The organism is Fictibacillus sp. 26RED30 (assembly GCF_015903845.1).
In the GTDB taxonomy this organism is placed as follows: domain Bacteria; phylum Bacillota; class Bacilli; order Bacillales; family Fictibacillaceae; genus Fictibacillus; species Fictibacillus phosphorivorans.
In genome coordinates, this window is the sequence record NZ_JACZDV010000001.1 from 2,471,825 (window position 1) to 2,492,632 (window position 20,808).

19 protein-coding genes are annotated in these 20,808 nt (G+C 38.4%); 10 read left to right on the forward strand and 9 right to left on the reverse strand.

Going from position 1 to position 20,808, the window contains the following annotated elements:
• Window positions 1-93: 93 nt before the first annotated feature.
• The 3 genes from IHV11_RS12730 to IHV11_RS12740 form a co-directional block, all read right to left on the reverse strand.
• On the reverse strand, window positions 94-975 hold the full coding sequence (locus IHV11_RS12730) for an SMP-30/gluconolactonase/LRE family protein (protein ID WP_197194867.1): 882 nt from the start codon (window positions 973-975) through the stop codon (window positions 94-96).
• Between the two features lie 238 nt (window positions 976-1,213).
• Window positions 1,214-2,974 carry a methyl-accepting chemotaxis protein gene (locus IHV11_RS12735; RefSeq protein ID WP_197194868.1) on the reverse strand — a complete coding sequence of 587 codons (1,761 nt, stop codon included), beginning with the start codon at window positions 2,972-2,974 and terminating at the stop codon, window positions 1,214-1,216.
• An 88-nt stretch (window positions 2,975-3,062) separates the two neighbouring features.
• Window positions 3,063-3,530: a GNAT family N-acetyltransferase gene (locus IHV11_RS12740; RefSeq protein ID WP_197194869.1), complete on the reverse strand. Its 468-nt coding sequence runs from the start codon at window positions 3,528-3,530 to the stop codon at window positions 3,063-3,065.
• A gap of 94 nt (window positions 3,531-3,624) precedes the next feature.
• On the opposite strand from IHV11_RS12740, the gene IHV11_RS12745 reads away from it, so the two are divergent.
• Window positions 3,625-4,062: a hypothetical protein gene (locus IHV11_RS12745; RefSeq protein ID WP_197194870.1), complete on the forward strand. Its 438-nt coding sequence runs from the start codon at window positions 3,625-3,627 to the stop codon at window positions 4,060-4,062.
• Between the two features lies 1 nt (window position 4,063).
• On the opposite strand, the gene IHV11_RS21390 is transcribed toward IHV11_RS12745, so the two are convergent.
• Window positions 4,064-4,195, reverse strand: a complete 132-nt coding sequence (locus tag IHV11_RS21390) for a hypothetical protein (protein ID WP_255520063.1) — start codon at window positions 4,193-4,195, stop codon at window positions 4,064-4,066.
• 76 nt (window positions 4,196-4,271) lie between these two features.
• Here IHV11_RS21390 and IHV11_RS12750 point away from each other — a divergent pair, with 76 nt between their 5' ends.
• Window positions 4,272-4,883: a GNAT family N-acetyltransferase gene (locus tag IHV11_RS12750; RefSeq protein WP_197194871.1), complete on the forward strand. Its 612-nt coding sequence runs from the start codon at window positions 4,272-4,274 to the stop codon at window positions 4,881-4,883.
• A 32-nt stretch (window positions 4,884-4,915) separates the two neighbouring features.
• Here IHV11_RS12750 and IHV11_RS12755 read toward each other — a convergent pair whose 3' ends face one another.
• Window positions 4,916-5,923: a phosphotransferase enzyme family protein gene (locus IHV11_RS12755; RefSeq protein WP_197194872.1), complete on the reverse strand. Its 1,008-nt coding sequence runs from the start codon at window positions 5,921-5,923 to the stop codon at window positions 4,916-4,918.
• A 150-nt stretch (window positions 5,924-6,073) separates the two neighbouring features.
• On the opposite strand from IHV11_RS12755, the gene IHV11_RS12760 reads away from it, so the two are divergent.
• The gene (locus IHV11_RS12760; protein WP_197194873.1) at window positions 6,074-7,354 is read left to right on the forward strand and encodes a serine dehydratase subunit alpha family protein; all 1,281 of its coding nucleotides are present in this window, start codon (window positions 6,074-6,076) and stop codon (window positions 7,352-7,354) included.
• Window positions 7,355-7,411: 57 nt separating this feature from the next.
• Here the strand turns inward: IHV11_RS12760 and IHV11_RS12765 are convergent, their stop codons facing one another.
• Window positions 7,412-9,013, reverse strand: coding sequence for an MDR family MFS transporter (locus tag IHV11_RS12765; protein ID WP_197194874.1), 1,602 nt, complete (start codon window positions 9,011-9,013; stop codon window positions 7,412-7,414).
• A gap of 358 nt (window positions 9,014-9,371) precedes the next feature.
• On the opposite strand from IHV11_RS12765, the gene IHV11_RS12770 reads away from it, so the two are divergent.
• The 3 genes from IHV11_RS12770 (at window position 9,372) to IHV11_RS12780 (ending at window position 11,114) form a co-directional block, all read left to right on the forward strand.
• Window positions 9,372-10,175, forward strand: coding sequence for a phosphotransferase (locus IHV11_RS12770; RefSeq protein WP_197194875.1), 804 nt, complete (start codon window positions 9,372-9,374; stop codon window positions 10,173-10,175).
• A gap of 82 nt (window positions 10,176-10,257) precedes the next feature.
• Window positions 10,258-10,647 carry a VOC family protein gene (locus tag IHV11_RS12775; RefSeq protein WP_197194876.1) on the forward strand — a complete coding sequence of 130 codons (390 nt, stop codon included), beginning with the start codon at window positions 10,258-10,260 and terminating at the stop codon, window positions 10,645-10,647.
• Window positions 10,648-10,649: 2 nt separating this feature from the next.
• Entirely contained in the window at window positions 10,650-11,114 is a 465-nt protein-coding gene (locus tag IHV11_RS12780) for a hypothetical protein (RefSeq protein ID WP_137790281.1), read from the forward strand.
• Window positions 11,115-11,188: 74 nt separating this feature from the next.
• Here IHV11_RS12780 and IHV11_RS12785 read toward each other — a convergent pair whose 3' ends face one another.
• The gene (locus IHV11_RS12785) at window positions 11,189-11,752 is read right to left on the reverse strand and encodes a nucleotidyltransferase family protein (RefSeq protein WP_231620246.1); all 564 of its coding nucleotides are present in this window, start codon (window positions 11,750-11,752) and stop codon (window positions 11,189-11,191) included.
• A 366-nt stretch (window positions 11,753-12,118) separates the two neighbouring features.
• Here IHV11_RS12785 and IHV11_RS12790 point away from each other — a divergent pair, with 366 nt between their 5' ends.
• Window positions 12,119-12,895, forward strand: a complete 777-nt coding sequence (locus tag IHV11_RS12790; RefSeq protein WP_197194877.1) for a TerC family protein — start codon at window positions 12,119-12,121, stop codon at window positions 12,893-12,895.
• 43 nt (window positions 12,896-12,938) lie between these two features.
• Here the strand turns inward: IHV11_RS12790 and IHV11_RS12795 are convergent, their stop codons facing one another.
• Together IHV11_RS12795 and IHV11_RS12800 are read right to left on the reverse strand one after the other, a co-directional pair.
• The gene (locus tag IHV11_RS12795) at window positions 12,939-13,907 is read right to left on the reverse strand and encodes a LacI family DNA-binding transcriptional regulator (protein WP_144702152.1); all 969 of its coding nucleotides are present in this window, start codon (window positions 13,905-13,907) and stop codon (window positions 12,939-12,941) included.
• 55 nt (window positions 13,908-13,962) lie between these two features.
• Window positions 13,963-17,307, reverse strand: coding sequence for a GH36-type glycosyl hydrolase domain-containing protein (locus IHV11_RS12800; protein ID WP_197194878.1), 3,345 nt, complete (start codon window positions 17,305-17,307; stop codon window positions 13,963-13,965).
• 380 nt (window positions 17,308-17,687) lie between these two features.
• On the opposite strand from IHV11_RS12800, the gene IHV11_RS12805 reads away from it, so the two are divergent.
• The 3 genes from IHV11_RS12805 to IHV11_RS12815 all read left to right on the forward strand — a co-directional run bounded on the left by IHV11_RS12805 (window position 17,688) and on the right by IHV11_RS12815 (window position 20,770).
• On the forward strand, window positions 17,688-18,938 hold the full coding sequence (locus tag IHV11_RS12805) for a sugar ABC transporter substrate-binding protein (protein WP_197127120.1): 1,251 nt from the start codon (window positions 17,688-17,690) through the stop codon (window positions 18,936-18,938).
• A gap of 88 nt (window positions 18,939-19,026) precedes the next feature.
• Window positions 19,027-19,911: a carbohydrate ABC transporter permease gene (locus IHV11_RS12810; protein ID WP_197127119.1), complete on the forward strand. Its 885-nt coding sequence runs from the start codon at window positions 19,027-19,029 to the stop codon at window positions 19,909-19,911.
• Window positions 19,912-19,927: 16 nt separating this feature from the next.
• The gene (locus IHV11_RS12815) at window positions 19,928-20,770 is read left to right on the forward strand and encodes a carbohydrate ABC transporter permease (protein ID WP_197127118.1); all 843 of its coding nucleotides are present in this window, start codon (window positions 19,928-19,930) and stop codon (window positions 20,768-20,770) included.
• Window positions 20,771-20,808: the final 38 nt, after the last annotated feature.

Here is a 20,808-nt window from a genome sequence, read left to right on the forward strand (position 1 = left end):
CAATTCCCCCCTCTCTTATTATTAGACGACAAACGATGATTGCAAGTTTTTGTTAATCAAAAAAAAACAGCGTTTAATAACGCTGTCCTGCTTTTACCCTTTGAAAGAATATGATGGCATTCCTTTCACACCTGGTCTTACTTTAAACAACCCGCCCGCTTCTGGAAACCTTTCTAGGTTCTCTGCACTTGTATTTTTCCTAGCTGTTGTTACATACAACTCGTCCATATTTTCTCCGCCAAACGTGCATGATGTAACATTTAAGGATGGGATGGGAATAGAATATAGCTGTTCGCCTGTTTCTGGGTTCCACCGGGAGACTTGCGCACCGCCCCAATGAGCGATCCAAAGCATGCCCTCTTCGTCAATCGTCATTCCATCTGGAGCACCTACTCCTTCTGGAAAGGAAATCACTTCTGTTGCATTTTGGATATGGCCCGTTTGAAGATCATATTGGAATCTCGTTACTTTTTTCGTTGGTGTATCAATTAGATACATATAGGATTGATCAGGCGACCACGCCAAACCATTCGAAATCGTTAAATTTTCTCGCTTCTTTTCCACTTGAAGATCGTGATCTAAACAATAAAGAGAGCCTTTTTCAGCTTCTTCACTTAAACTCATCGTTCCTGCCCAAAACCTACCGAACGGGTCACACTTCCCATCGTTAAAGCGATTCTCAGGAAGCTCTTGTTCAGGGTCAATAATAGGTGTAAGTTTTTCCGTGTTAAGATCTAGAAAAAAGAATCCGTTCTGAAGAGCTACTACTACACCATCTGACTCCCTCGGTACAACCGTTCCTACCATCTGATCTAGTTGAATCTCTCGATTTTGGTGGGAGCGTGGATCGTAGATGTTTACTTTTTTATCTAAAATGCTAACCCAATACAAGACGCCTTGTTCCGAGTCCCAGCACGGTCCTTCACCTAAAGATGCTTTTGCAGGTAGAACTAATTCAGCTTCACTATTAAACATGATTTATTCCTCCCTAATCTAGGATGTATGTAAATGTACGTGATTTAGATAACGTTATGCATTAAGTATATCACGAGTATTTATCACTTTATTAAAGAATCTAGTTAAGAGTGAATAATAACAATCTCTTCTATACCTACTCCAGAAAAAATCATTATTGTCTCTATATCTACAAGTCTACCTCTATAAAGCCAAACAAAAAAAGTGACGAATCACCATCCCCCGTCACTTTCCTCATTTATGCTGTTTCTTTACCTTCACTTACACGCTTATACTGACTTTCTTGTGTTAATTGATGAGACAGGCTAGATAACGTTGCTCCAACGAGATAGGCTTGTTTAATCTTTTCATTTTGTTTAACAGAAGTTACAGACATCTCTTCTGAACTTGCTAAAGTTTCTTGAGAAATGCTTGAAAATTGAATAGCAGCTGTTTCAATCTCAGGCAATGCTACTTTTAATTGTTGCAGAGCTACACTCATCTCACCCATTCGCTCATTATTGTCTAAGACTGAGTTCATTAAATATTGAATGAATCCAGTTGTATCCTTCACCTTTTGCACATGTGATAGATTCGCTTCCCCAAGAAGGCGAGACTCCTGAATCGCCTGTAAAGCTGTTTGGTTCATTTGGTTTACTGTCGCAATGATATCTGCCGCTGCTTTACTCGATTGGTCTGCTAATTTTCCTACCTCATCAGCAACTACTGCAAAACCTCTTCCTGCTTCTCCTGCTCGTGCCGCTTCAATTCGAGCGTTTAATGCTAGCAGTTTTGTTTGTTCCGAAATCTCTTTAATCGTAGAAATGACATTTTGAGAGTGACTCGAGTATGTACCCATCTCATCAATGATCTTGTTTAGTTGGAAGAAACGGTCATGGTTATCATGAATCTCACCAACTAACTTCTCTACTTTTTCTTGACCTGCAACAGCATTATGATTCATAGATAAAAACTCATCCATTACAGTCATCACCGTTTTGTTCAAATCACTCACTTTTTCCTGCATATCTGTGAATAGTCGCACACTATGCTCTGAACTTATTGCCGTTTCTTTCGCACCTATCATCACATTCTCTATCTTTTTCACAAGTTGTTCATTATATTGGTTTGCCTCGTTGTACGTATGTTCAAGTTTATTGCCTTGAACAGTTAGTTCACCTGATATTTGTTGAATCTGATCATGTATATTTCTAATAAACAACATCATCTGGTTAAAGCTATCAATGAGTCTCTGAATCTCAATATGTCTAGAACGATAATCCACATTATGTTTAAAATCGCCTTTTTGAACACGTTTCATAACTTGGTTGAGCGCTGATAACGGTGAAGTAATGCTTCTGATAACGAAGATAATTACCCATGCAGTTAAAAGAATGCTAATGACTACAGCAACCGTTATAAAGTTTCTGAGTTCATAAACGGGTTGCATGTAACTTTCTGTTTCCACAGCTATCACGTAGATGCCATTCAGCTCTTGGATCTGTTTTATTGCTAGTGTATACGGCTTGTCTTGAATATGCGTGTGAAGAACACCATTTTCTAGTTCGCTGATTTTCTTCATACTTCCTGAGGATAAAGCAACAGGCTTTTTACCGCTCGTCTTATACGGAATCACCGTACCATTTTGTAGTAAGAAAATAGTTGCTTTCATATCATCTTGCTGAAGGCCTACATACTGTGAATTGATACTTTCAGCCACACGCTGATTAAACATTTCTTCATCTCTTATAAAACTAAATTTAAGATTCTTTGCAATGTCATATGTAGTTTCTGTTTCACGTTCTAAACGATTTTCAATAATTGTTTTAGTAGTTTCAGATGCCTTGTTATAACTAAAAAGACCTACGATCGAAATGGTTAAGATAAATAACGATAGCATCATCAATAATAGCTTTGTCTGTAAATGAAGCTTTAATTTCTGTGATGTAATTCGTTTCAGTTGTTCAGAAATCTTTACACTCTTAATTTGTGAACGCATTTGTTGAAAAACCTTCTTCAAACTTGCCACCCCTTTTGTCTATGTATAGAAATTATTACAATATTTACTAAGGAGTGGTGTAAAGGTTTGGTTAAGAGTTTGTAAAGGTCTAAATACCCATACGAAAAATCATTTCTATGCCATATTCCCCATTATAGTTTTCACCTTTATGGATGAATCCCGCTTTTCTGTAAAGAGATATTGCGGCATCGTTCGTTTCATGAACGGTTAATATAATTTCATTCTTACCTTTGTACTGCTGTTTCACAATATTCGGTAGTAGTTTCAGAGAATCGAGCCCAAATCCTCTTTTCTGAAATCTGACATCGATTGAAAATGATTTTAATAAAATGGCCTGCTTATTATTCGTATAAATATTACCTGATTGATCTGTGTATAAAGCAAACCAACCTACAAGTTGTTGATCAAAATAAATCACAAAAGGCTGATTGAAGATATCACTTTGAAACGTTTTCAGTACCTCGTCAGGCATAGACGTAAATAATGATTGTTCTGGTGGTAAACAGTACTCCATTGCAGACTGAAAATCCTTACTCTCATACATTCTAATTTTCACGAATCGGCCTCCGTTCTAGAAATGATTGAAACAAGGAATTCACCATTAAATAAAGAATACACTGTTATGTAGTGGATGAGAGGAACGGTGGAGGATGAAAAAGAAGCTGATTTTAGCTGCTGTTTTATTAATAGGATTTGTTTCTGTTTTAACGATCTTCTTTAAAGACTCAGCTCCAACTTCAAGTACCAAGGGACCAACATCCAAAAATGACGCAATCATTTATTCTGGAGAAAATGACTACTGGCGAGCAAGGTTCTCTGTAGATAAAACAAATTCACTTAAGCTCACACATATTGACGATAAAAACAATCTGCCGAAAGAACTAACGTTCACGCTTAGTACAGCCTATGGTCAAGAAAAAAAGCAAACAGAGATTGGCGAATATACCTTTTCGATGAATCAGTTTCCAAACCAAATAAGCTTAACTTTTGATGGGGAAGTTCATCGTCTAAAAGAAAATAAAAAACTCATATTAAAGATTACCGGTAAAGATCATTATCAATTTTTTAACCTTTATAAAGAAGAGTAATTTATTTATTCTTTATCTCTTCTAGTAGTGCAATCATTTTTTCATTCTGCAAAATAACGGTTTCATTTTGCTTACGGATTTTTGCAGCGTCGAACAAAAACACGATTAATATTATAAAAATAAAAAACTCCATAAATTTTAGTCACCTCTTTGTATGAAATAACTAAATATTAACATATATATGTATCACTTTTTTAGGAGAGATAAAAATGAATTACCAGACTTTATTTACAAATCCACCTACTTTAGAAAGTAACGATATTAAGCTAATTCCTTTAGAATTGGAACACTCTTTACCACTATTTCAAATTAATCACTCTGAAAATTGGGCTTATATGGTAACTACAATCGATACTCAACAGGAAATGAATACATGGGTTAATAATGCGATACAACTTCGCGAAGAAGGTTTAGCTCTACCATTTGCTATTGTGAACAAGAGAAACGAGAAAATTGTAGGTACTACTCGTCTTTACGAAATAAATCCTACTCAACGTTCGTGTGAGTTAGGCTCCACTTGGTACGGAAAAGATTATCAGCGTACATTCGTAAACGCTTCATGTAAGCAACTGCTTCTCACGTTCTGCTTTGAAACTTTAGGTTTTATTCGTGTGCAATTTAAAACTGACGAGCGAAATGAGCGCTCGCAAAAAGCGATTGAACGATTAGGTGCTGTGAAAGAGGGACTTATTAGGAACGAACGCATTCTCTCAAATGGCTATATTCGCAATGCTGTTTTGTATTCTATTACAAAAGAAGATTGGAAAACAGTAAAACAAGGTTTTATTGAGAGGGAAAATCGATATATTCCTAAACAGTAAAATCAAACTTCTTTAATAGAAATCGTTTTCTTTCAAACAAAATGTAGTAAGTCAGTAAGTGAATCACCTCTTTCTCTATACCATGTAAGGTGGTCATTGAGAAGTTCAGGCTGATTTTCTAAAATCTGTATCGTTCTTTTTACAAAATTCCAATTTAAGCAGCCCGATAGCCACAATAATGAAGATAATCTTACTTTTTCAGATCGTAGAATATCTCTATCTATTTCATATCCTTTCAGAAATGCTGCTGCTACCTCTGAAGACATCTTTCGAGAATGGATGCCATTCGTTCTCGAGTACCACTTAATTAACCATGCTAATCCCTCGATTCGATCGGTATATCCAATAGACTCAAAATCAACAAACCCTTTAACGCTCTCTTCGTCATCCCAAAGCACATTAAGGGGATTTAAATCTGATTGAACAATAAAATCCAATTCTCTAGTGCTTGCGTTCTCCAAATGGAATTTACACATCTCTAAATAGTATTTCATTTGTGGTGAATCGTGTATCGACAATTCAACGTTTAATATTTTTTTATTGAGTTGGTCATAAAATGATGTATAGCCAACGGTATGAGACGTCTTACTAAAAATATCTGATGTGTACTGACTAGCTATCTCGTGAAATTCCCGAGCAGCTCGTCCGAATTTTTCTGCACTTGTACCAACATAACTTGTAATATGATGACCCTCTATCCAGTCAAAAAGGACAAATCGATATATGATATGCTCAATCTCAACAATTGTGAACAATTCTCCTTCTACTGTTGTTCGTAACTTCATAAATGGTACTTCGTGCATATTAAGGAAGAGACAAAAATTTAATTGTTCTAATAAATCATCATTAGTAAGCTTACCAAATTCCTGGTTGGGTGAACGATCATTCGGAAGAAAACGAGCAGCAAACAACCTGCCATTGATCCTAACTTTATAATGAAGATCTTTGTGCCAACTCGTTTTGTGCAGTTCTTCTTCTATGGATATTCCATCAATTCCATTAAAATATTTTAGTAAAATCTTTGTTAAAATTGTTTTCAATTACAATTTTCTCCTTTAATCATTTTTATGACCCTTCAAAATTATTATTTTAAGCGTTTACTTTGTAATTTATAAGATTTACCTCTTTCTTTTTACCTCTCACACCAGTTATTGTAAAGAAAGAGAATATAGCGGAATGAGGTGGAATTCATGATTAACGAAAACATCTGTAGACTTCTTGAAAAAGAACTCGTTGTTGCACTTGGGTGCACAGAACCTGTTGCAATCGCTCTCGCATCAGCTACTGCCAAAAAATATATTAGTGAACCGGTAACATCAATCTCTGTCAAAGCGAGCGGAAATGTTATCAAGAACGCTTTATCTGTAGGGATTCCCGGCATGAATCATACAGGTATCGATTTTACTGCAGCTCTCGGTATGATTGCAGGAGATCCGTCGAAAGGACTTCAAGTACTTGAAGGTGTTACGCGTAATGAGGAAGATAAAGCTATTGATTTAGTCCAGAGAGGCATTGTTTCAGTTGCAACTGCAGACGGTCCTGAAAAATTATATATTAAAGTCGAAGTGAAAACCGCAACAGAGAAAGCGACTGTTGTGATCTCTGGTGACCATACGAACATAAGCTTTATCTCTCAAAACGGAAAAGTGTTAGTAGATGAATCGCGGCCAGGTCCGTCCTCAAGTTCTAAAAAAGCTGATAATCCTGAGTTAACGATCGAAGACCTTTATACGTTCATTACTGAAGTTCCACTTCATCGATTGGATCTTGTTAAACGAAGTGTCGAATTGAATTCTGCAATCTGTAAAGAAGGCCTTTCAAATGACTATGGTTTAAGAGTCGGTAGAACGTTATACGACCAAACAAAAAAGGGTATTCTTTCAGATGACTTAGCTACGTATAGTATGGCGTTATCTGCTGCAGGGTCTGACGCACGAATGGCTGGTTCGACTATGCCGGTAATGGCAAATTCGGGCAGCGGAAATCAAGGAATCGCGGTTACGATGCCTGTTGTTGCAGCTGCAGAAAAACTAGGTGTAACTGAAGAAAAGATGTTACGAGCCGTGACATTGAGCCACCTTCTATCGATTCATATGAAATCAAAATTCGGCCGATTGTCTGCACTTTGCGGTGTGACCGTCGCAGGTGCGAGTGCATCTGCAGCTATCACCTACTTACTTGATGATAACCTAGAAAAAATGAAAGCTGCTATACAGAATACGCTAGGCAACGTTAGTGGAATGGTATGTGACGGCGCAAAAGCCGGATGCGCTATGAAGGTTGCTACTTGTTCAAGTGCCGCTGTCCAATCGGCTGTCCTTGCATCAAACGGATTATGTATCCCTTCCACAAATGGATTTATTGAAGAAGATGTAGAAAAGACGATTGAAAACTTTTGCCGATTAGGTGCTGAAACATCTAGTACAACCGATTCTGTGCTTTTAGATATGATGGTGAATAAACAACGGTAAGCACAATTGATTGAAATCAAAATGAAAAGAGCTGATCATGGATCAGCTCTTTATTGTTTATTCTGTAACTGCCTGGTTAGACGACATTTGCTCGCTTTCCTTGTTTGGGTCGACCGGTTCTTTCTTGATACGGCTGTTCCCTACCGATAAAGCAACAAAAATTCCAATTCCGATAAAGATAAGTCCCGTTAAGAATACGCTTGAGAATGAAGTTGACCACACGTCTTTAATCGTTTCAATGACAGGTGTTTTTAAATCAGTCGGAAGTGGCAACAAATCAGGATTGATTAAGATACCAAACATCGCATCTGTTTTCTTCCCAATCTCTTCGAGCGCTTTTCCAAGAACCGGATTTGAAGCATCACTTGCCGCTTCACTGATTTTATTTGTTAGTGAATGGTTCATGACTGCGTTTAAGATCGTAATCCCAATCGTTCCTCCAATAGAACGGAAGAAAGTAGAAGCAGATGTTACTTCTCCGAGCTGAGATTTTGGAAACTCGTTTTGTACAGCGATCATGAGCGTTGGCATAACTAAACCCATACCAAAACCGAGAATAACCATATAAGCATATGCCGTAAATTCGTTAGAATCCACATCCATCGTACTCATTAAAAAGAACCCAATAGCTGTTATCACCATACCAGATGTTAGTACTGTTCTGAATTTAAGCTTTAATAACAAACGGCCACCAATAATGCTTGCTGTAATGAGCGCAATCATCATAGGAGTCATCGTCGATCCTGCTTTTGTCGGACTCACCCCTAGTATTCCTTGCATGTACATTGGAACGAACATGATAGCTCCAAACATACCTAAACCAAGCAAAAAGCCTAAAATATTTGTTGTTGCAAACACTCTATTCTTAAAGAGTGACAGATTTAAGATAGGTTCTACAGCACGTTTTTCAATCGTGATAAATAATGCTAATAATACAATGACTCCACCAAACAACAAATAGCTTGTTGTAGACTGCCATTCAAATTTATCTCCGCCAAACGTAAGTCCTAATAAGAGCAGTACAACAGCCGGGATTAGTGTAAAAATACCAAAATAATCAATATTTACTTTCCCGACTGCCGCTCTGATCGATTCGTTCTTCATTCCGATCACGATCATTGCTGTAGAAATGATTCCAAATGGTACATTGATCAAGAAAATCCAGTGCCAGCTAATATGATCGACCATGAGCCCACCGATAAAAGGACCGATTACTGAACTTAATCCATAGATCGCACCAAATACACCTTGCCACTTTGCACGTTGTTCAGCTGTAAAGATATCACCGATAATCGTTTGAGATAGAGGCATGATCATACCTCCGCCAATTCCTTGTATCCCACGATAAATGATAAGTTCTTCCATAGAATTTGCTGTTCCACAAAGTGCAGATCCTAGTATAAATATAAAATTCCCTAATAAATATAGCTTTCTTCTTCCGTAAAGGTCAGAAAGTTTACCTACGATTGGTACTACAGTAGTTGAAGTGATCAAATAGGCTGTCGTCACCCAAGCAAATATAGAAAACCCGTTTAGGTCAGCAATAATCGTTGGCATCGCGGTACCAACAATCGTTTGTTCTAAGGCACTAAAAAACATACCAATAATCAAACCAGCTAGTATCAATTTTGTGTTTAATGGCTTTTGCGTTGTCTCCATGTTCATCTTTCTCCTTATTAAGCTGGACGTAAGATCCCGTCCAAGTTTTTTAAATTCATTTTATATGGTCACTTTTTCCTTCATAAACTAAACCCTTCACATGATTAAGTATTGCCCATGCCTCTATTTCAAAGACTTCTTTGTTAGTCATGAGATGCACTTTGCAATTATATAAGTACTACCACTGAGTTATAACTACTTATTATACATCTATCATATGACCAATTAGTCATGATTACCATTAGTTAGTATACTCGGGTCATGACCAGTCAGTCAAATGAAAAATTCAAACTTTAATTCTTGCTAATTGTGTTAAAATTATCCATATAGATACTCAAGCAGAGGGGTTTAAACTTACGTGGAGCACAAGCAAATAATAGGCGAGGGTAGTACCGCTCGGGTCATTATCTTTTCTCCTAACGAAGTTGTTAAGCTTTTTCATGGTCACATATCTGATGATTTTGTTGAGCATGAGTATAAGGTCAATAAAATGATCAACCAGTTAAGGCTTTCGGTTCCTGAGGTTAGGTGTAGTAAACCGATTTTTGGAAAAAGAGCGCTGATATATAAAAGGGTCGAGGGTACCACGTTAACGAGTTTATTAGAGTCTCAACCTAGAAAAGCACTTCATCACTTGAGGAGGATGGCGTCTCTTCAAGCAAGTGTCCATGAAAAGGAGCTACCTACTCTTCCCACACAATTTGATGTGTTGAAACAAAAGATTTCTTCAGTGAAAGAACTAACTCAAGATCAAAAGAAAAGAATTCTTGAAGAGTTAGAAAAACTGCCTAAAGGCAAATCTCTGTGTCACGGTGATTTTCATCCTGACAATATTTTAATCACAAAGGATAATGCTGTAATCATTGACTGGGTTGATGCTACATGTGGCAACCGTATGGCAGACTTAGCTCGAACCCTACTTATCTTGCGTTACGGCGGATTGCAAGATCGCACATCTTTTCTAAATTTTAGAACTACTTTATATGTACGAAAACTTTTAGCTATGTATTATAGAAAAAGTTATACTAGACATTACCAGTTCTCCTTAAAAACGTTAGAGAGTTGGATGATTCCGATAGCGGCAGCACGATTAAGTGAAAATCTTCCTGATTTCGAGAAAAAGTTATTGTTATCAATTATTAATAAAGGAATAAAGGTATGAATAAGTAATTAAACGTTATGAAACCTCTGCCTCACTAAAAACGTTGTTAGTAGATAACAAATGAAGTAAAGGAGAATTACATATGATATATGAAATGACAGTTCAAGTTCGTGTATCGAACATGGAAGATGGTCAAAAATATTATGAAATTCTGTTGAATCGTCAGCCTGACTTCACTCCACATGAAGGATTTGCTGAATGGGAGCTGCTTCCTAATTGTTGGTTGCAAGTTGCTGAGGGAACACCCACTGTTGGAAACGGACCTCTTCGTTTAGGTGTTGTTGATCTCCATGCTGAGCGAAAACGATTAATGGATGTTTTACATATTGAAGAGTTTGAAATTTTTGAGCGTGTCGAAGTTCCTGTTAAATGGGCTACGTTTTCCGATCCTTGGGGAAACCGCTTAGGATTATTTGAATATAAAGATTCAGAAGCCTTGAACGAAAAGCTTCGACAGGTAGTTAGGAGATAGTTATGAGAGTCATCATTTCATCAGTAATATCGGTACTTTGTGGAGCACTGTTCTTTTTTGCTATTCCAGGTGGGAATCCATTTAAGCTTGATCTACAAGGTGTGTTATTCGGTCTATTCTTTGGAATTGTTACAGCACTTCCCTTTTTTCTTTTTTGCACATTGCCCATTGCATTTATTATTGAATCTTCTAAAGATAGAATGAGGTTAAAATTTAGGTTTCATCTTCTTTTATATGTAGCACTAAGTATTGTTTTTCTTTTGATATACCGTTTCACTATCTTCTATTGGGCTAAGTTTGAAGGACTGAATACGTTTGCTGTATTTGGTTATGGGATCACTTGCTCGATTGGTTTTTGTTTAAGTTATGCTTTATTCCGACCAAGAAAAAAACGTGATCCGAAAGAGCCTAAAAAGCCTTCAGGTCCATCTGACGCAAGAAGATACAGAAGTAAAAGTACTGTTTAAGGGAGAGGAACGCGGGGATGAAGAAAAACTAAGGTCAAAAAAAGAAGCTTGAGCACTAACACTCAAGCTTTTCTCTATTCAACCACTCTAACTTTGTACCAAACGGCTTCCCAATTCTTTTTTTTCACGCGCTCTGCATATTTTTTTCTTCGATCGTCAGTGCTTCTATAGCTGTCTGTTGGCCTTACTTCCATGCTTAGTACATCTTCAATTCCACATGGAGCAGCAAGAATTACTTCATCCTGTTCATTTAGCTTAACACCTAGAGCTGTTACCGTTTCAGGAAATTTGGAGATCGCATCTACTGTTGACGTGTACGGTTCGAAATCATCATTGACGAGATGCATTCTCGCTTCATTTTTTACAGACCACGGCAAGTCTGGAATGAGTTCTAAAAGCATTTCCTCATACTTTCTTTCACTCTCTTTTTTGAGGTCTTCAGGATAGAAATAAACAACATCAATATCTGCTATTCTCGTTCTTTCTTGAAAGTCATGAAGTGTATCCCAAACTTTAGATCGAACAAACCCTGCACATATCCACCAATCTGGTAAAGCTAACGTTTTGACAGCACGTAAAATCTCCATCATCCAATCATCATTTTTTATCATGTCTATTATGTATTGATGTTGGTCCAACTTTCATCCACTCTTTTCCTGTATATATGTTAAAGATACTACAATTAGTTGTGTCTACATTTTTCCTCACATAAAATAATTGACAATTTCCAAGAGAGCATAATATGATAATAGTAACTTCATAACTCCTAAAGGGGAGTAGCTTTTACAGTATAGTCGTCATTTCGGAGCTTCGTGCTCTCGGCTATATTGGCAACCTTTTCGTTGTTAGCAAGACCTTTACCGTTCGGTTGGTAAAGGTCTTTTTCTATGTTAGACCTTTACCTGCTATTGGTAGAGGTCTTTTTTATTTGTTATCAGGAGGTCGCTTCATGTAAATCGTTCTCGTTTCATTCATGCATCTATCATTTTAAAGGAGGAACCAAAATGGAACTATCTATCTTGTTAGAATATGGTTGGATCTTGTTAGTGCTGATCGCATTAGAAGGCTTACTAGCGGCAGACAATGCACTGGTCTTAGCCATTATGGTAAAACACTTACCAGAAGAACAACGAAAAAAAGCATTATTCTATGGTTTAGTTGGTGCATTCTTTTTCCGTTTCGCATCACTGTTTGCCATTTCATTCTTAGTCAACGTATGGCAGGTTCAAGCTATAGGAGCTGTGTACCTTCTGTTTATCGCCCTCAACCATATTTTCAGAAAAGTTGTGGTTAAAAAAGCAGATGATTCTACGGAAAAGTCTAAATCTGAAAAGAAGAAATCTGGTTTTTGGACTACAGTATTAAAAGTTGAACTAGCTGATATCGCATTTGCTGTGGATTCAATCCTAGCAGCTGTTGCATTAGCGGTGGCACTTCCCGATTCAGGTCTTCCGAACATCGGCGGTCTGGATGGTGGAAAGTTCTTAGTGATCTTTGCCGGTGGGTTGATCGGCCTCATCATCATGCGTTTTGCCGCTAACTTTTTTGTTAAGCTTTTACAATCGAAACCCGGCCTTGAAATTGCAGCCTTTCTCATCGTAGGTTGGGTTGGGGTTAAGTTGGCCGTATATACACTCGCACATCCTGACTTAGCAATCCTTTCTGAAGGTTTCGCAAAGTCACCAGAGTGGAAAATCACGTTTTATGTTGTTCTCATCTTGATCGCTGTAAGCGGTTGGTTTCTCTCTAAAGAAAAATCACCACAATCACAAGCTGAATAATTGAATACAAAAAGAGGAGCTTATCGTAGCTCCTCTTCCTTATTTATCGTTTTCGTACGGAATCCCCTTCGATCAGGCTTACGTTGATTCTCTCATGTTCAGGACTTTGCTTTTTTTGGATTAAATTCAGCAGCAGTTCAGAAGCTAATGCTCCCCACTTATGCTTTGAATAATTGATCGTCGCAAGTCTCGGTTGGATATATTGAGACACTTCAATATTATCAAAACCGATAATATGAACATCTTCACCAATGCGTAGATTTGTGCGGCTGAAATAATTATACATACCGATCGCCATCTCATCATTCAAACAAAATACACCTACAGGTTCTGTAAAGTCTTGATGAATCTTCTTTCCTGCTTCTTCACCTGAATGCTTGTTAAAATCACCATCGATTTCGATGTACTCGATATGCGAATAGCGTTGTACCGCTTTTTGTACAGCTTCTAATCGCTGCCTCGCATCAAACGAGATATCTGGACCTTTAACAACACAGATCTTTCGATGACCTTTTTCAGCCAGATAATCAATCGCGAGGGTAGCCCCAGCTTTATTATCAAGCAGTACTTGAGAGATGTTCGGATGATCCATTCTGCGATCCATTACGACCAGCTTATGTCCTCGTTCTGCATGACTTAACAATTCTTTCGTTTCATATGTGGCATCTAGAATGATCGCACCATCAATCATGCGCTCGGGAAGAAAACGATGTGACTCTTTTCCGCTACATACGATTAATTCATAGCCGTTCTCGCTTAATGTCTCCATCATTCCCTGCAGAAGCTGACCATAAAAAGCCCCACTATAGTTCGTTAAATAGATACCAATGATTTTTGTTTCTCGTTTTTTCAAGGAACGAGCGGCTGCGCTTGGGATATAATTAAGTTCTTTAGCGATCGCTAGAATTCGGGCTGATGTTTCCTTCGTAACTTTCGGACTTCCGTTCAAGGCATAGGAGACCGTGGAAATGGATACACCTGCTTGTTTTGCAATGTCTTTAATACTTACCAACGAACTTCTCTCCTATCTCTCATGTTGCAAACGTTTCCTTTATTATAACGAAAGGTTATGAATAAATCTCTACGGTATTCACGTCTGCTGACAATTTATTTACAAATTCAGAGCGATTCACGCTCACTCCACCTTTTCGGTAGATATTTTGATATGTGCTGCTCTCCACTTCTTGACCATTAACGACGAGTCGCTTCGTTTCTCCACCGCGATCTCGGAATACCATTTTGACAGGTTTGTTGTCGATCATATACTGCAATTCTAGACCATTCATTTCTTCTGTTAATATTGGATCAATAATTAGGTTCTCCCCTTGTGGACGGATACCTAAACAATTTGAGATCAACTGGTTCATGTAAATTCCCGGACCAGAAGAATAAATTCTCCATCCACCTTTAACTTTGGCTTCACCATCTTTTAGTTCACCAAAACGTTCTTGAGCTTCATAGCGAGTTTTAAAATCACCATCAGAGCTTGAGAAATAAGCATTACTCTGACGTCGCTCTGCGTTTGGAACTTTTTCTTGAATCATAACAGGATTGATTTTTTCTAAACCACTCCACACTTCTTCTTTTTTGCCTAGCTTCGCCATCGCTTCAACAAAACGAATATGAGCATGAACATATTGAAGTCCGATTTCACGTCCAAAGTTTGATGCTTGTTCAGCACGTTTGAAATGCGTACTCACACCGCCTTTGTAATGAGCAGGTTTGTCCATCAATCTTACGCCATCTGGGCAATAAAACTTATCCATGATCAGATCAAGGTGCTGTTTTGCTTGTTCAGGTGTTAACAATTCTGCAATCATACTCCGCGTCATCGGTAATAAACGATAGTTGATACCTGTCGTGTTATCACTAGGATGGAGCATCAGTTTTGGTGATTTTGGATCCTCCATGTAAACAAATCCTGGGATTACATCTGTGCCTAACATATGTTCTTGATAGTCTGCCTTAATGTTTTTAGCGAGCTCGCTCAGTTTTGCAGCTTCTTCTTCGTCCACATGCTGTAATTGCTGGGAGAACTGAGTCATGACTTGATAGGTTAACGCAACCGTCCATGAACTTACCATGTATTTCTTAAGCTGTGGATTTGCAGGTTGAAGCGTATCATCCCAATCACCGTCTCCATATGAGGAAAGGTGTGTATCATGCAAAAAGTTCTCTCTCATGTAACCGATCTGTTTTTGAATATGCTGTAATAATGTTTCTTTTTTCTCATTAAAGTTAAAATCACGGTTAGACGTGTAAGGAACTTCCTCACGTAAAATATCAAAATCATTCGTAGCAGCAAGGTAATCAGTCACTAACTTCAGTGGCCATACGATAATATCTCCATGTGAATCATCTTGCTGGATTTTGAAGTATTGATCAAACATGAACCATTGTGGCCAGTTCCCTGTTTCTTCAAACTGATGAGAATATACAGTAAGCAAGATGTCTTTTACTGCACCATAATGCTGAGTTGCTAAGAAGTATTCAGCAGGTCCTTGGCAAACATCTCGAGTACCCCACGCTGCTCCACCATATTGCTCGAGACCATGAGGAACAGAATAGTGAATAAGCATGTTATGTGTATACCAATGTGCTAACGCGTTCATCTTCTGAAGCTCGTGTGTCTCGACTCCATCCTTCGTCAAACGGAATCCTCGGTTCGTGTTTTGTATAAATGTACGGTAACGCTCAATTTCCGTTTCAATCGTCTTACTTGTAAACGGAATCTTCTTCCCTTCGATCAATCCCTGATGAGAGATGCCCCACTCATTTGTTGGTTCAAGATCGCAAACCACAAGAGAAGCAGAACCACTATCCATATTTTCACCAAAGATTGTCTCGTCTGTTACGCTCCACTCGGTTCCCGTAATCTTCATTCGATAACTTAAATTTTCATACGTTTTCGCACTGTCTGAAGCAGCATCCGCGAAGAACGAAAGAACTCCATCTTCTTTTTCCATCTTAAATGGCACTTCATATTCTTGATTATTCAAGGATACTTGGTTCGTCACAACGAATCGGTAAGCCTTTCCGCTCATAGCCTTAACATGCAGCTCAACTTCCGGGGTATCGACTGTTGTATAGTTTGTGATGATGAACGTCTCATCTTCCGTCTTATAAAACCAGCGCGTATAGTTAAAGCCCATCTCGAACAACGAAGGCATGGTTAATAGTTTCAACTTTCCATCTGACTCAACATAGATTCGTTGACCCGATGTTTTCATAACATTCAACGCATTACGTGCATTCGTCATCATCTTATGAAAAGAAGTGTTTCCTACTACTAATTGTGAATTAAAGATTCCATACATATAAGAAGTAGTCGTGATCGTGTCCTCTTTTAATGACACGTTATCTCCCGTAACGAGAATATGTCCATGAGGTCGCTCTACGATTCTTTCTTTTTCTTTTAAAACGATATGTTCATAGGTCGGTGTAAAAAAGGATAGAAGCGTATCTCCTTCATACTCTTCTAAAATACGCTCCGGGAAAAGAGCTTCCACTTCTTCCATTTGAAGATCAACTGTTTTTAATGTTCCGTCAAACTGGTCATTACGATTAACTTTTTCAAGCGCAATCGTATCTTCAATTAGCTGAGCTTGAACTTCATTCCAAGCTAATTCAATCTCATCCTTATATTCAATAGACGTAACAGCATCCTGATGATCCTCTTTAAAACATCCATAAAAATTGATGTGATGTTTACCATTAAGTGCAAATTGCTCTGATTGAAGTGCAATATAAGCGAATTCGTATTGATACACTTCACTCGCTAAGTTCTCGTTATAAAGTGCTTGTGGTACATCTGTTTCTTTATATGAAGTACCGAAGAACTGAAAACCATCAGTTATATAACCAACAGATTTCGTTAACGATCCTTGTTGTAGGTAAGGAAAGGCTTTTCCATTAGGCTGATTCTGACGTGAACAGATCACATAACCTAGCTTCTCATCTTCAAACACACCATGGTCTACATACTGAGCGATGAATGCTTCATTTGTTCGAACAGCTCCGATATGAGCAAGTCCCACGTCTTGCCCATAAATAATATCAGCCTTCTCAGCCTTTCCTTCGAGTTCAACATCCCAAAACCATATACCACTTTCTTTTAATGAAAAAGTGACTATATAAGAGATGTCTTGAAACGTACCACTCCAATAAACTTGATTCTCATTATACGAAACGGTGCTGTTAGATTTCCTACCCAAAAGCGGAGTTACATGGATACCCTCACTGTTGAACACACGTAAATAAAGATTGTTCAAAGAACCATCGATCGGATTACTCATCCATTGGTTGATCATCGTATCATGGTGGGAAGCTTTGTAGATATCACCAGTACTTAAGAACGCAAATGCAAAGTCACCAGCTTTAATCGTGATGTTCCCTTTCGTTAATGTTGTCATTGTCTATCCCTCAATTCTTTTATGATGTCTATTTTGTAATAAGGTAAATTCTGTTGATATAAACATGAAGTTTTCATCTCTTTTAAGATAAATGAAAGCATTATATCGAAACGTTTCAATTAAATTCAAGAGAGTTTCTAGGTTTTTGAGTTTCATACTGTTATCTTCTTTATTCCTTTTGTAACAAGGAAAATAGTATATGAAACCTTATGTTTCCAACAATTTATGGAAGGAAACCTCTTTTTGAAAATTCCATGTTGTAAACGATTACAACTTGAATTATAATGTGCTTATCGAAACGTTTCAACAATAATCTCAAAGAAAATTCGGGAATAATAAAAATTGATTGCTTTCACAGGCAAATTATAGGGGGAACTCACATGAAAAAACGTTGGTTTAAAAAATCGATGGTTACGTCAATGGTTGGTGCACTTGTACTATCCGGCGTCTTAGCTGGCTGCTCTTCAGGTTCAGAAGACGGAAAAACAACAATTACGGTTTGGGGAATGGGTGAAGAAGCAAAGTCACTTCCTAAGATCGCTGAAGAATTTGAAAAAGAAAATCCAAAGATTGACGTTAAAGTACAAGCCCTTCCTTGGGATCAAGCACACGATAAGCTTTTAACAGCCGTTGCTTCTAAAAAAGGACCTGATGTTGTTCAGATGGGTACAACTTGGATTCCTGAGTTTGCATCAGCTGGGGCATTAAAAGATTTAACACCTCATGTTAAAGATTACCCGGAACTAGATCCAAAACATTTCTTTGAAGGTTCTGTTGAAACGACAAAGTTTGAAGACAAAATGGTCGGTGTACCTTGGTACGTAGATACTCGCTTGCTCTACTATCGTACAGACCTGCTCGAGAAAGCTGGATTTAAAGAAGCTCCAAAAACGTGGGACGAGTTGAAGGAAGCCGCTGACAAGCTAGCTGATCGTGGAAAAGGGAAATATGGAATTTCGATCGATGCTAAAGAACAAAGCTTGTCATTCATGTTCGCACGCCAAAACGGCGCTGAACTATTAGGACCTAACAATGAGCCTAAATTCAATGATCCTAAGTTCGTTGAAGCGGTTGAGTACTTGAACAGCTTCTATGAAAGTGGAGCAGCTCCAAAAGAAGAACTAGGAATGGACATCGTTCAAGGTTTCCGTGGAGACGGAATTCTGCCAATGTTCATCAGTGGTCCTTGGATGATCAAACTGATTAACGATCAAGCTCCTGAGCTTAAAGGTAAATGGGGTACGGCTGTTCTTCCGGCAAAAGAAAATAACATTTCAGCACTAGGTGGATCTAACCTTTCTGTATTTGAACATACGAAGCACGAAAAAGAAGCGTTAAAATTCGCAGCATATATGAGTAAGCCTGAAACACAATTAAAATGGATGGAGATGACAAATTCCCTTCCGGCAACCCAAAAAGCATGGGAAGACGAATCTCTTACTGGAAATGAATTTTACAAAGCATTCGGTGAACAGATGGAAGCTTCACAACCGATGCCTGTTATTAAGCAATGGGAAGAAATCGCTCAATCTTATTTAAAGAGTTTTGAGAAGATCTACAGAGGCGGAGCAGATGTTCAGAAAGAATTAGATAACTTCGACAAAAAAGCTGAAGAGATCTTAAAGAAATAAATCCTGTTGATCCGGGGTATAACGAGCAGGTTATCCTGCTCGTTACCTTTTTATCATCAACACGGGTAACGATGAAGGATGTGAAAACATGAAAAGCTATTCAAAAACGACTCCTTACCTCTTCATTGGACCAGCGCTTGCACTATTGGCTTTATTCTCTCTTTTTCCCATTGTTCTTGCATTGGTGATTAGTTTTACAGATATTGACCTAGCTGGACTTGCAGACTATTCAAATATTAGCTTTATTGGAATCGAAAACTATATCAATATCTTTAAAGATCCTATTTTTCTAAAATCGATCGGCAACACTGTCTTTTATGTCGTATTCGGTGTTCCTCTCGTTATCGCATGTTCACTTGGTATCGCTCTTTTGATCAACTTTGGTACAGCGCGTATCTTCAAGGCTTTTCGTCTTGTTTTTTATATGCCTTCGATCACAAACGTTGTAGCAGTAGCTGTTGTGTGGACGTATCTATACAACCCACAGTTCGGTCTGTTCAACTATCTACTCGGTCTAGTCGGCATTCCTGCTATACCCTGGTTACAAGACCCAACGATCGCCAAAGGATCATTGATCGCATTAGCTGTTTGGCGCGCGATTGGTGTGAACATGATTATTTTCTTAGCAGCTTTACAAGGAATTCCGAAAACGTATTATGAGGCAGCTCAACTAGACGGTGCAAACAACTGGAAACAGCTTACAAAGATTACGATTCCTCTTCTTCGTTACGCTATCTTCTTCGTGTCGATCACAACGATGATCGGATGGATTCAGTTCTTCGAAGAACCATTCGTTATGACGAACGGCGGACCGCTAGATAGCACTACATCTGTTGCCCTCTTCATCTATCGCAACGGGTTCCAGCTAAGCAACTTTGGTTATGCCGCTGCAGGATCTTTTGTACTGTTTGTAACAATCATCATCATCACGATGATTCAGTTCCGATTGCAAAAGAAAGATACCGACATTTAGGACGTGAGGTGAGAACATGAAATCAAAAGTATCTGATGCGAAAAAAGCATACAAAATGCAGCAATGGATCGCAGGAATCGTCTTAACGCTTGGCGGTCTTTTAGTAGCCATCCCCTTTATTTGGATGATCCTTTCTGCATTCAAACCTGAAAGTGAAGTCCTTCAGCTCACACCGACTCTGTGGCCTGAAACCTTTACAACAGAGAACTTCATCTACCTGTTTGAGAACATGAACTTTGGTGTTTATTTACGAAATACGATCGTCGTCGTCCTCTGTTCTTTCGTCGGACTTTTCTTTAATGCGATGGCTGGATACGCATTTGCGAAGTACAAGTTTAAAGGAAGAGAAAAGCTTTTCTACCTTGTACTAGCAACAATGATGATTCCTGGACAAGTAACGATGATCCCAGTTTATTTAATCTTAAACCAGATGGGCTTGACGAACACGATGGCTGGTGTTGTTCTGCCAGGATTAGTTGGTGCATTCAGCATCTTCTTGTTCCGCCAGTTCATGTCTACTATCCCAGACGAATTGCTTGAAGCTGCTCGTCTAGATGGAGCAAGTGAGTTCCGCGTGTTCATGCAACTCGTCCTGCCTATATCTAAACCGATTATGGCCGTTCAAGGTATTCTAACTTTTATCGCGGGCTGGAACAGCTTCTTATGGCCGTTAATCATCGCGAATGACGAAAGTCTGTATACACTGTCTGTCGGATTAAGCCTTTTGAAAGGACAATACGGAGGAAACTTCGCGTTGCAGATGGCAGGATCAACGTTCATGGTTGTTCCAATCGTCATCATTTTCATCATCTTCCAAAAGCACATTATTGAAGGCTATACCATCTCTGGTATGAAATAGAAGTTTGACGTTGAAGAACCCTCGATTCGAATATGTAA

What these genes read in the sequence shown, in the direction of transcription:
- IHV11_RS12730 (WP_197194867.1), bottom strand. Translation starts at nt 975, where the DNA reads ATGTTTAATAGTGAAGCTGAATTAGTTCTACCTGCAAAAGCATCTTTA.
- IHV11_RS12745 (WP_197194870.1), top strand. Translation starts at nt 3,625, where the DNA reads ATGAAAAAGAAGCTGATTTTAGCTGCTGTTTTATTAATAGGATTTGTT.
- IHV11_RS21390 (WP_255520063.1), bottom strand. Translation starts at nt 4,195, where the DNA reads ATGGAGTTTTTTATTTTTATAATATTAATCGTGTTTTTGTTCGACGCT.
- IHV11_RS12750 (WP_197194871.1), top strand. Translation starts at nt 4,272, where the DNA reads ATGAATTACCAGACTTTATTTACAAATCCACCTACTTTAGAAAGTAAC.
- IHV11_RS12760 (WP_197194873.1), top strand. Translation starts at nt 6,074, where the DNA reads ATGATTAACGAAAACATCTGTAGACTTCTTGAAAAAGAACTCGTTGTT.
- IHV11_RS12765 (WP_197194874.1), bottom strand. Translation starts at nt 9,013, where the DNA reads ATGGAGACAACGCAAAAGCCATTAAACACAAAATTGATACTAGCTGGT.
- IHV11_RS12775 (WP_197194876.1), top strand. Translation starts at nt 10,258, where the DNA reads ATGATATATGAAATGACAGTTCAAGTTCGTGTATCGAACATGGAAGAT.
- IHV11_RS12780 (WP_137790281.1), top strand. Translation starts at nt 10,650, where the DNA reads ATGAGAGTCATCATTTCATCAGTAATATCGGTACTTTGTGGAGCACTG.
- IHV11_RS12790 (WP_197194877.1), top strand. Translation starts at nt 12,119, where the DNA reads ATGGAACTATCTATCTTGTTAGAATATGGTTGGATCTTGTTAGTGCTG.
- IHV11_RS12800 (WP_197194878.1), bottom strand. Translation starts at nt 17,307, where the DNA reads ATGACAACATTAACGAAAGGGAACATCACGATTAAAGCTGGTGACTTT.
- IHV11_RS12805 (WP_197127120.1), top strand. Translation starts at nt 17,688, where the DNA reads ATGAAAAAACGTTGGTTTAAAAAATCGATGGTTACGTCAATGGTTGGT.
- IHV11_RS12810 (WP_197127119.1), top strand. Translation starts at nt 19,027, where the DNA reads ATGAAAAGCTATTCAAAAACGACTCCTTACCTCTTCATTGGACCAGCG.
- IHV11_RS12815 (WP_197127118.1), top strand. Translation starts at nt 19,928, where the DNA reads ATGAAATCAAAAGTATCTGATGCGAAAAAAGCATACAAAATGCAGCAA.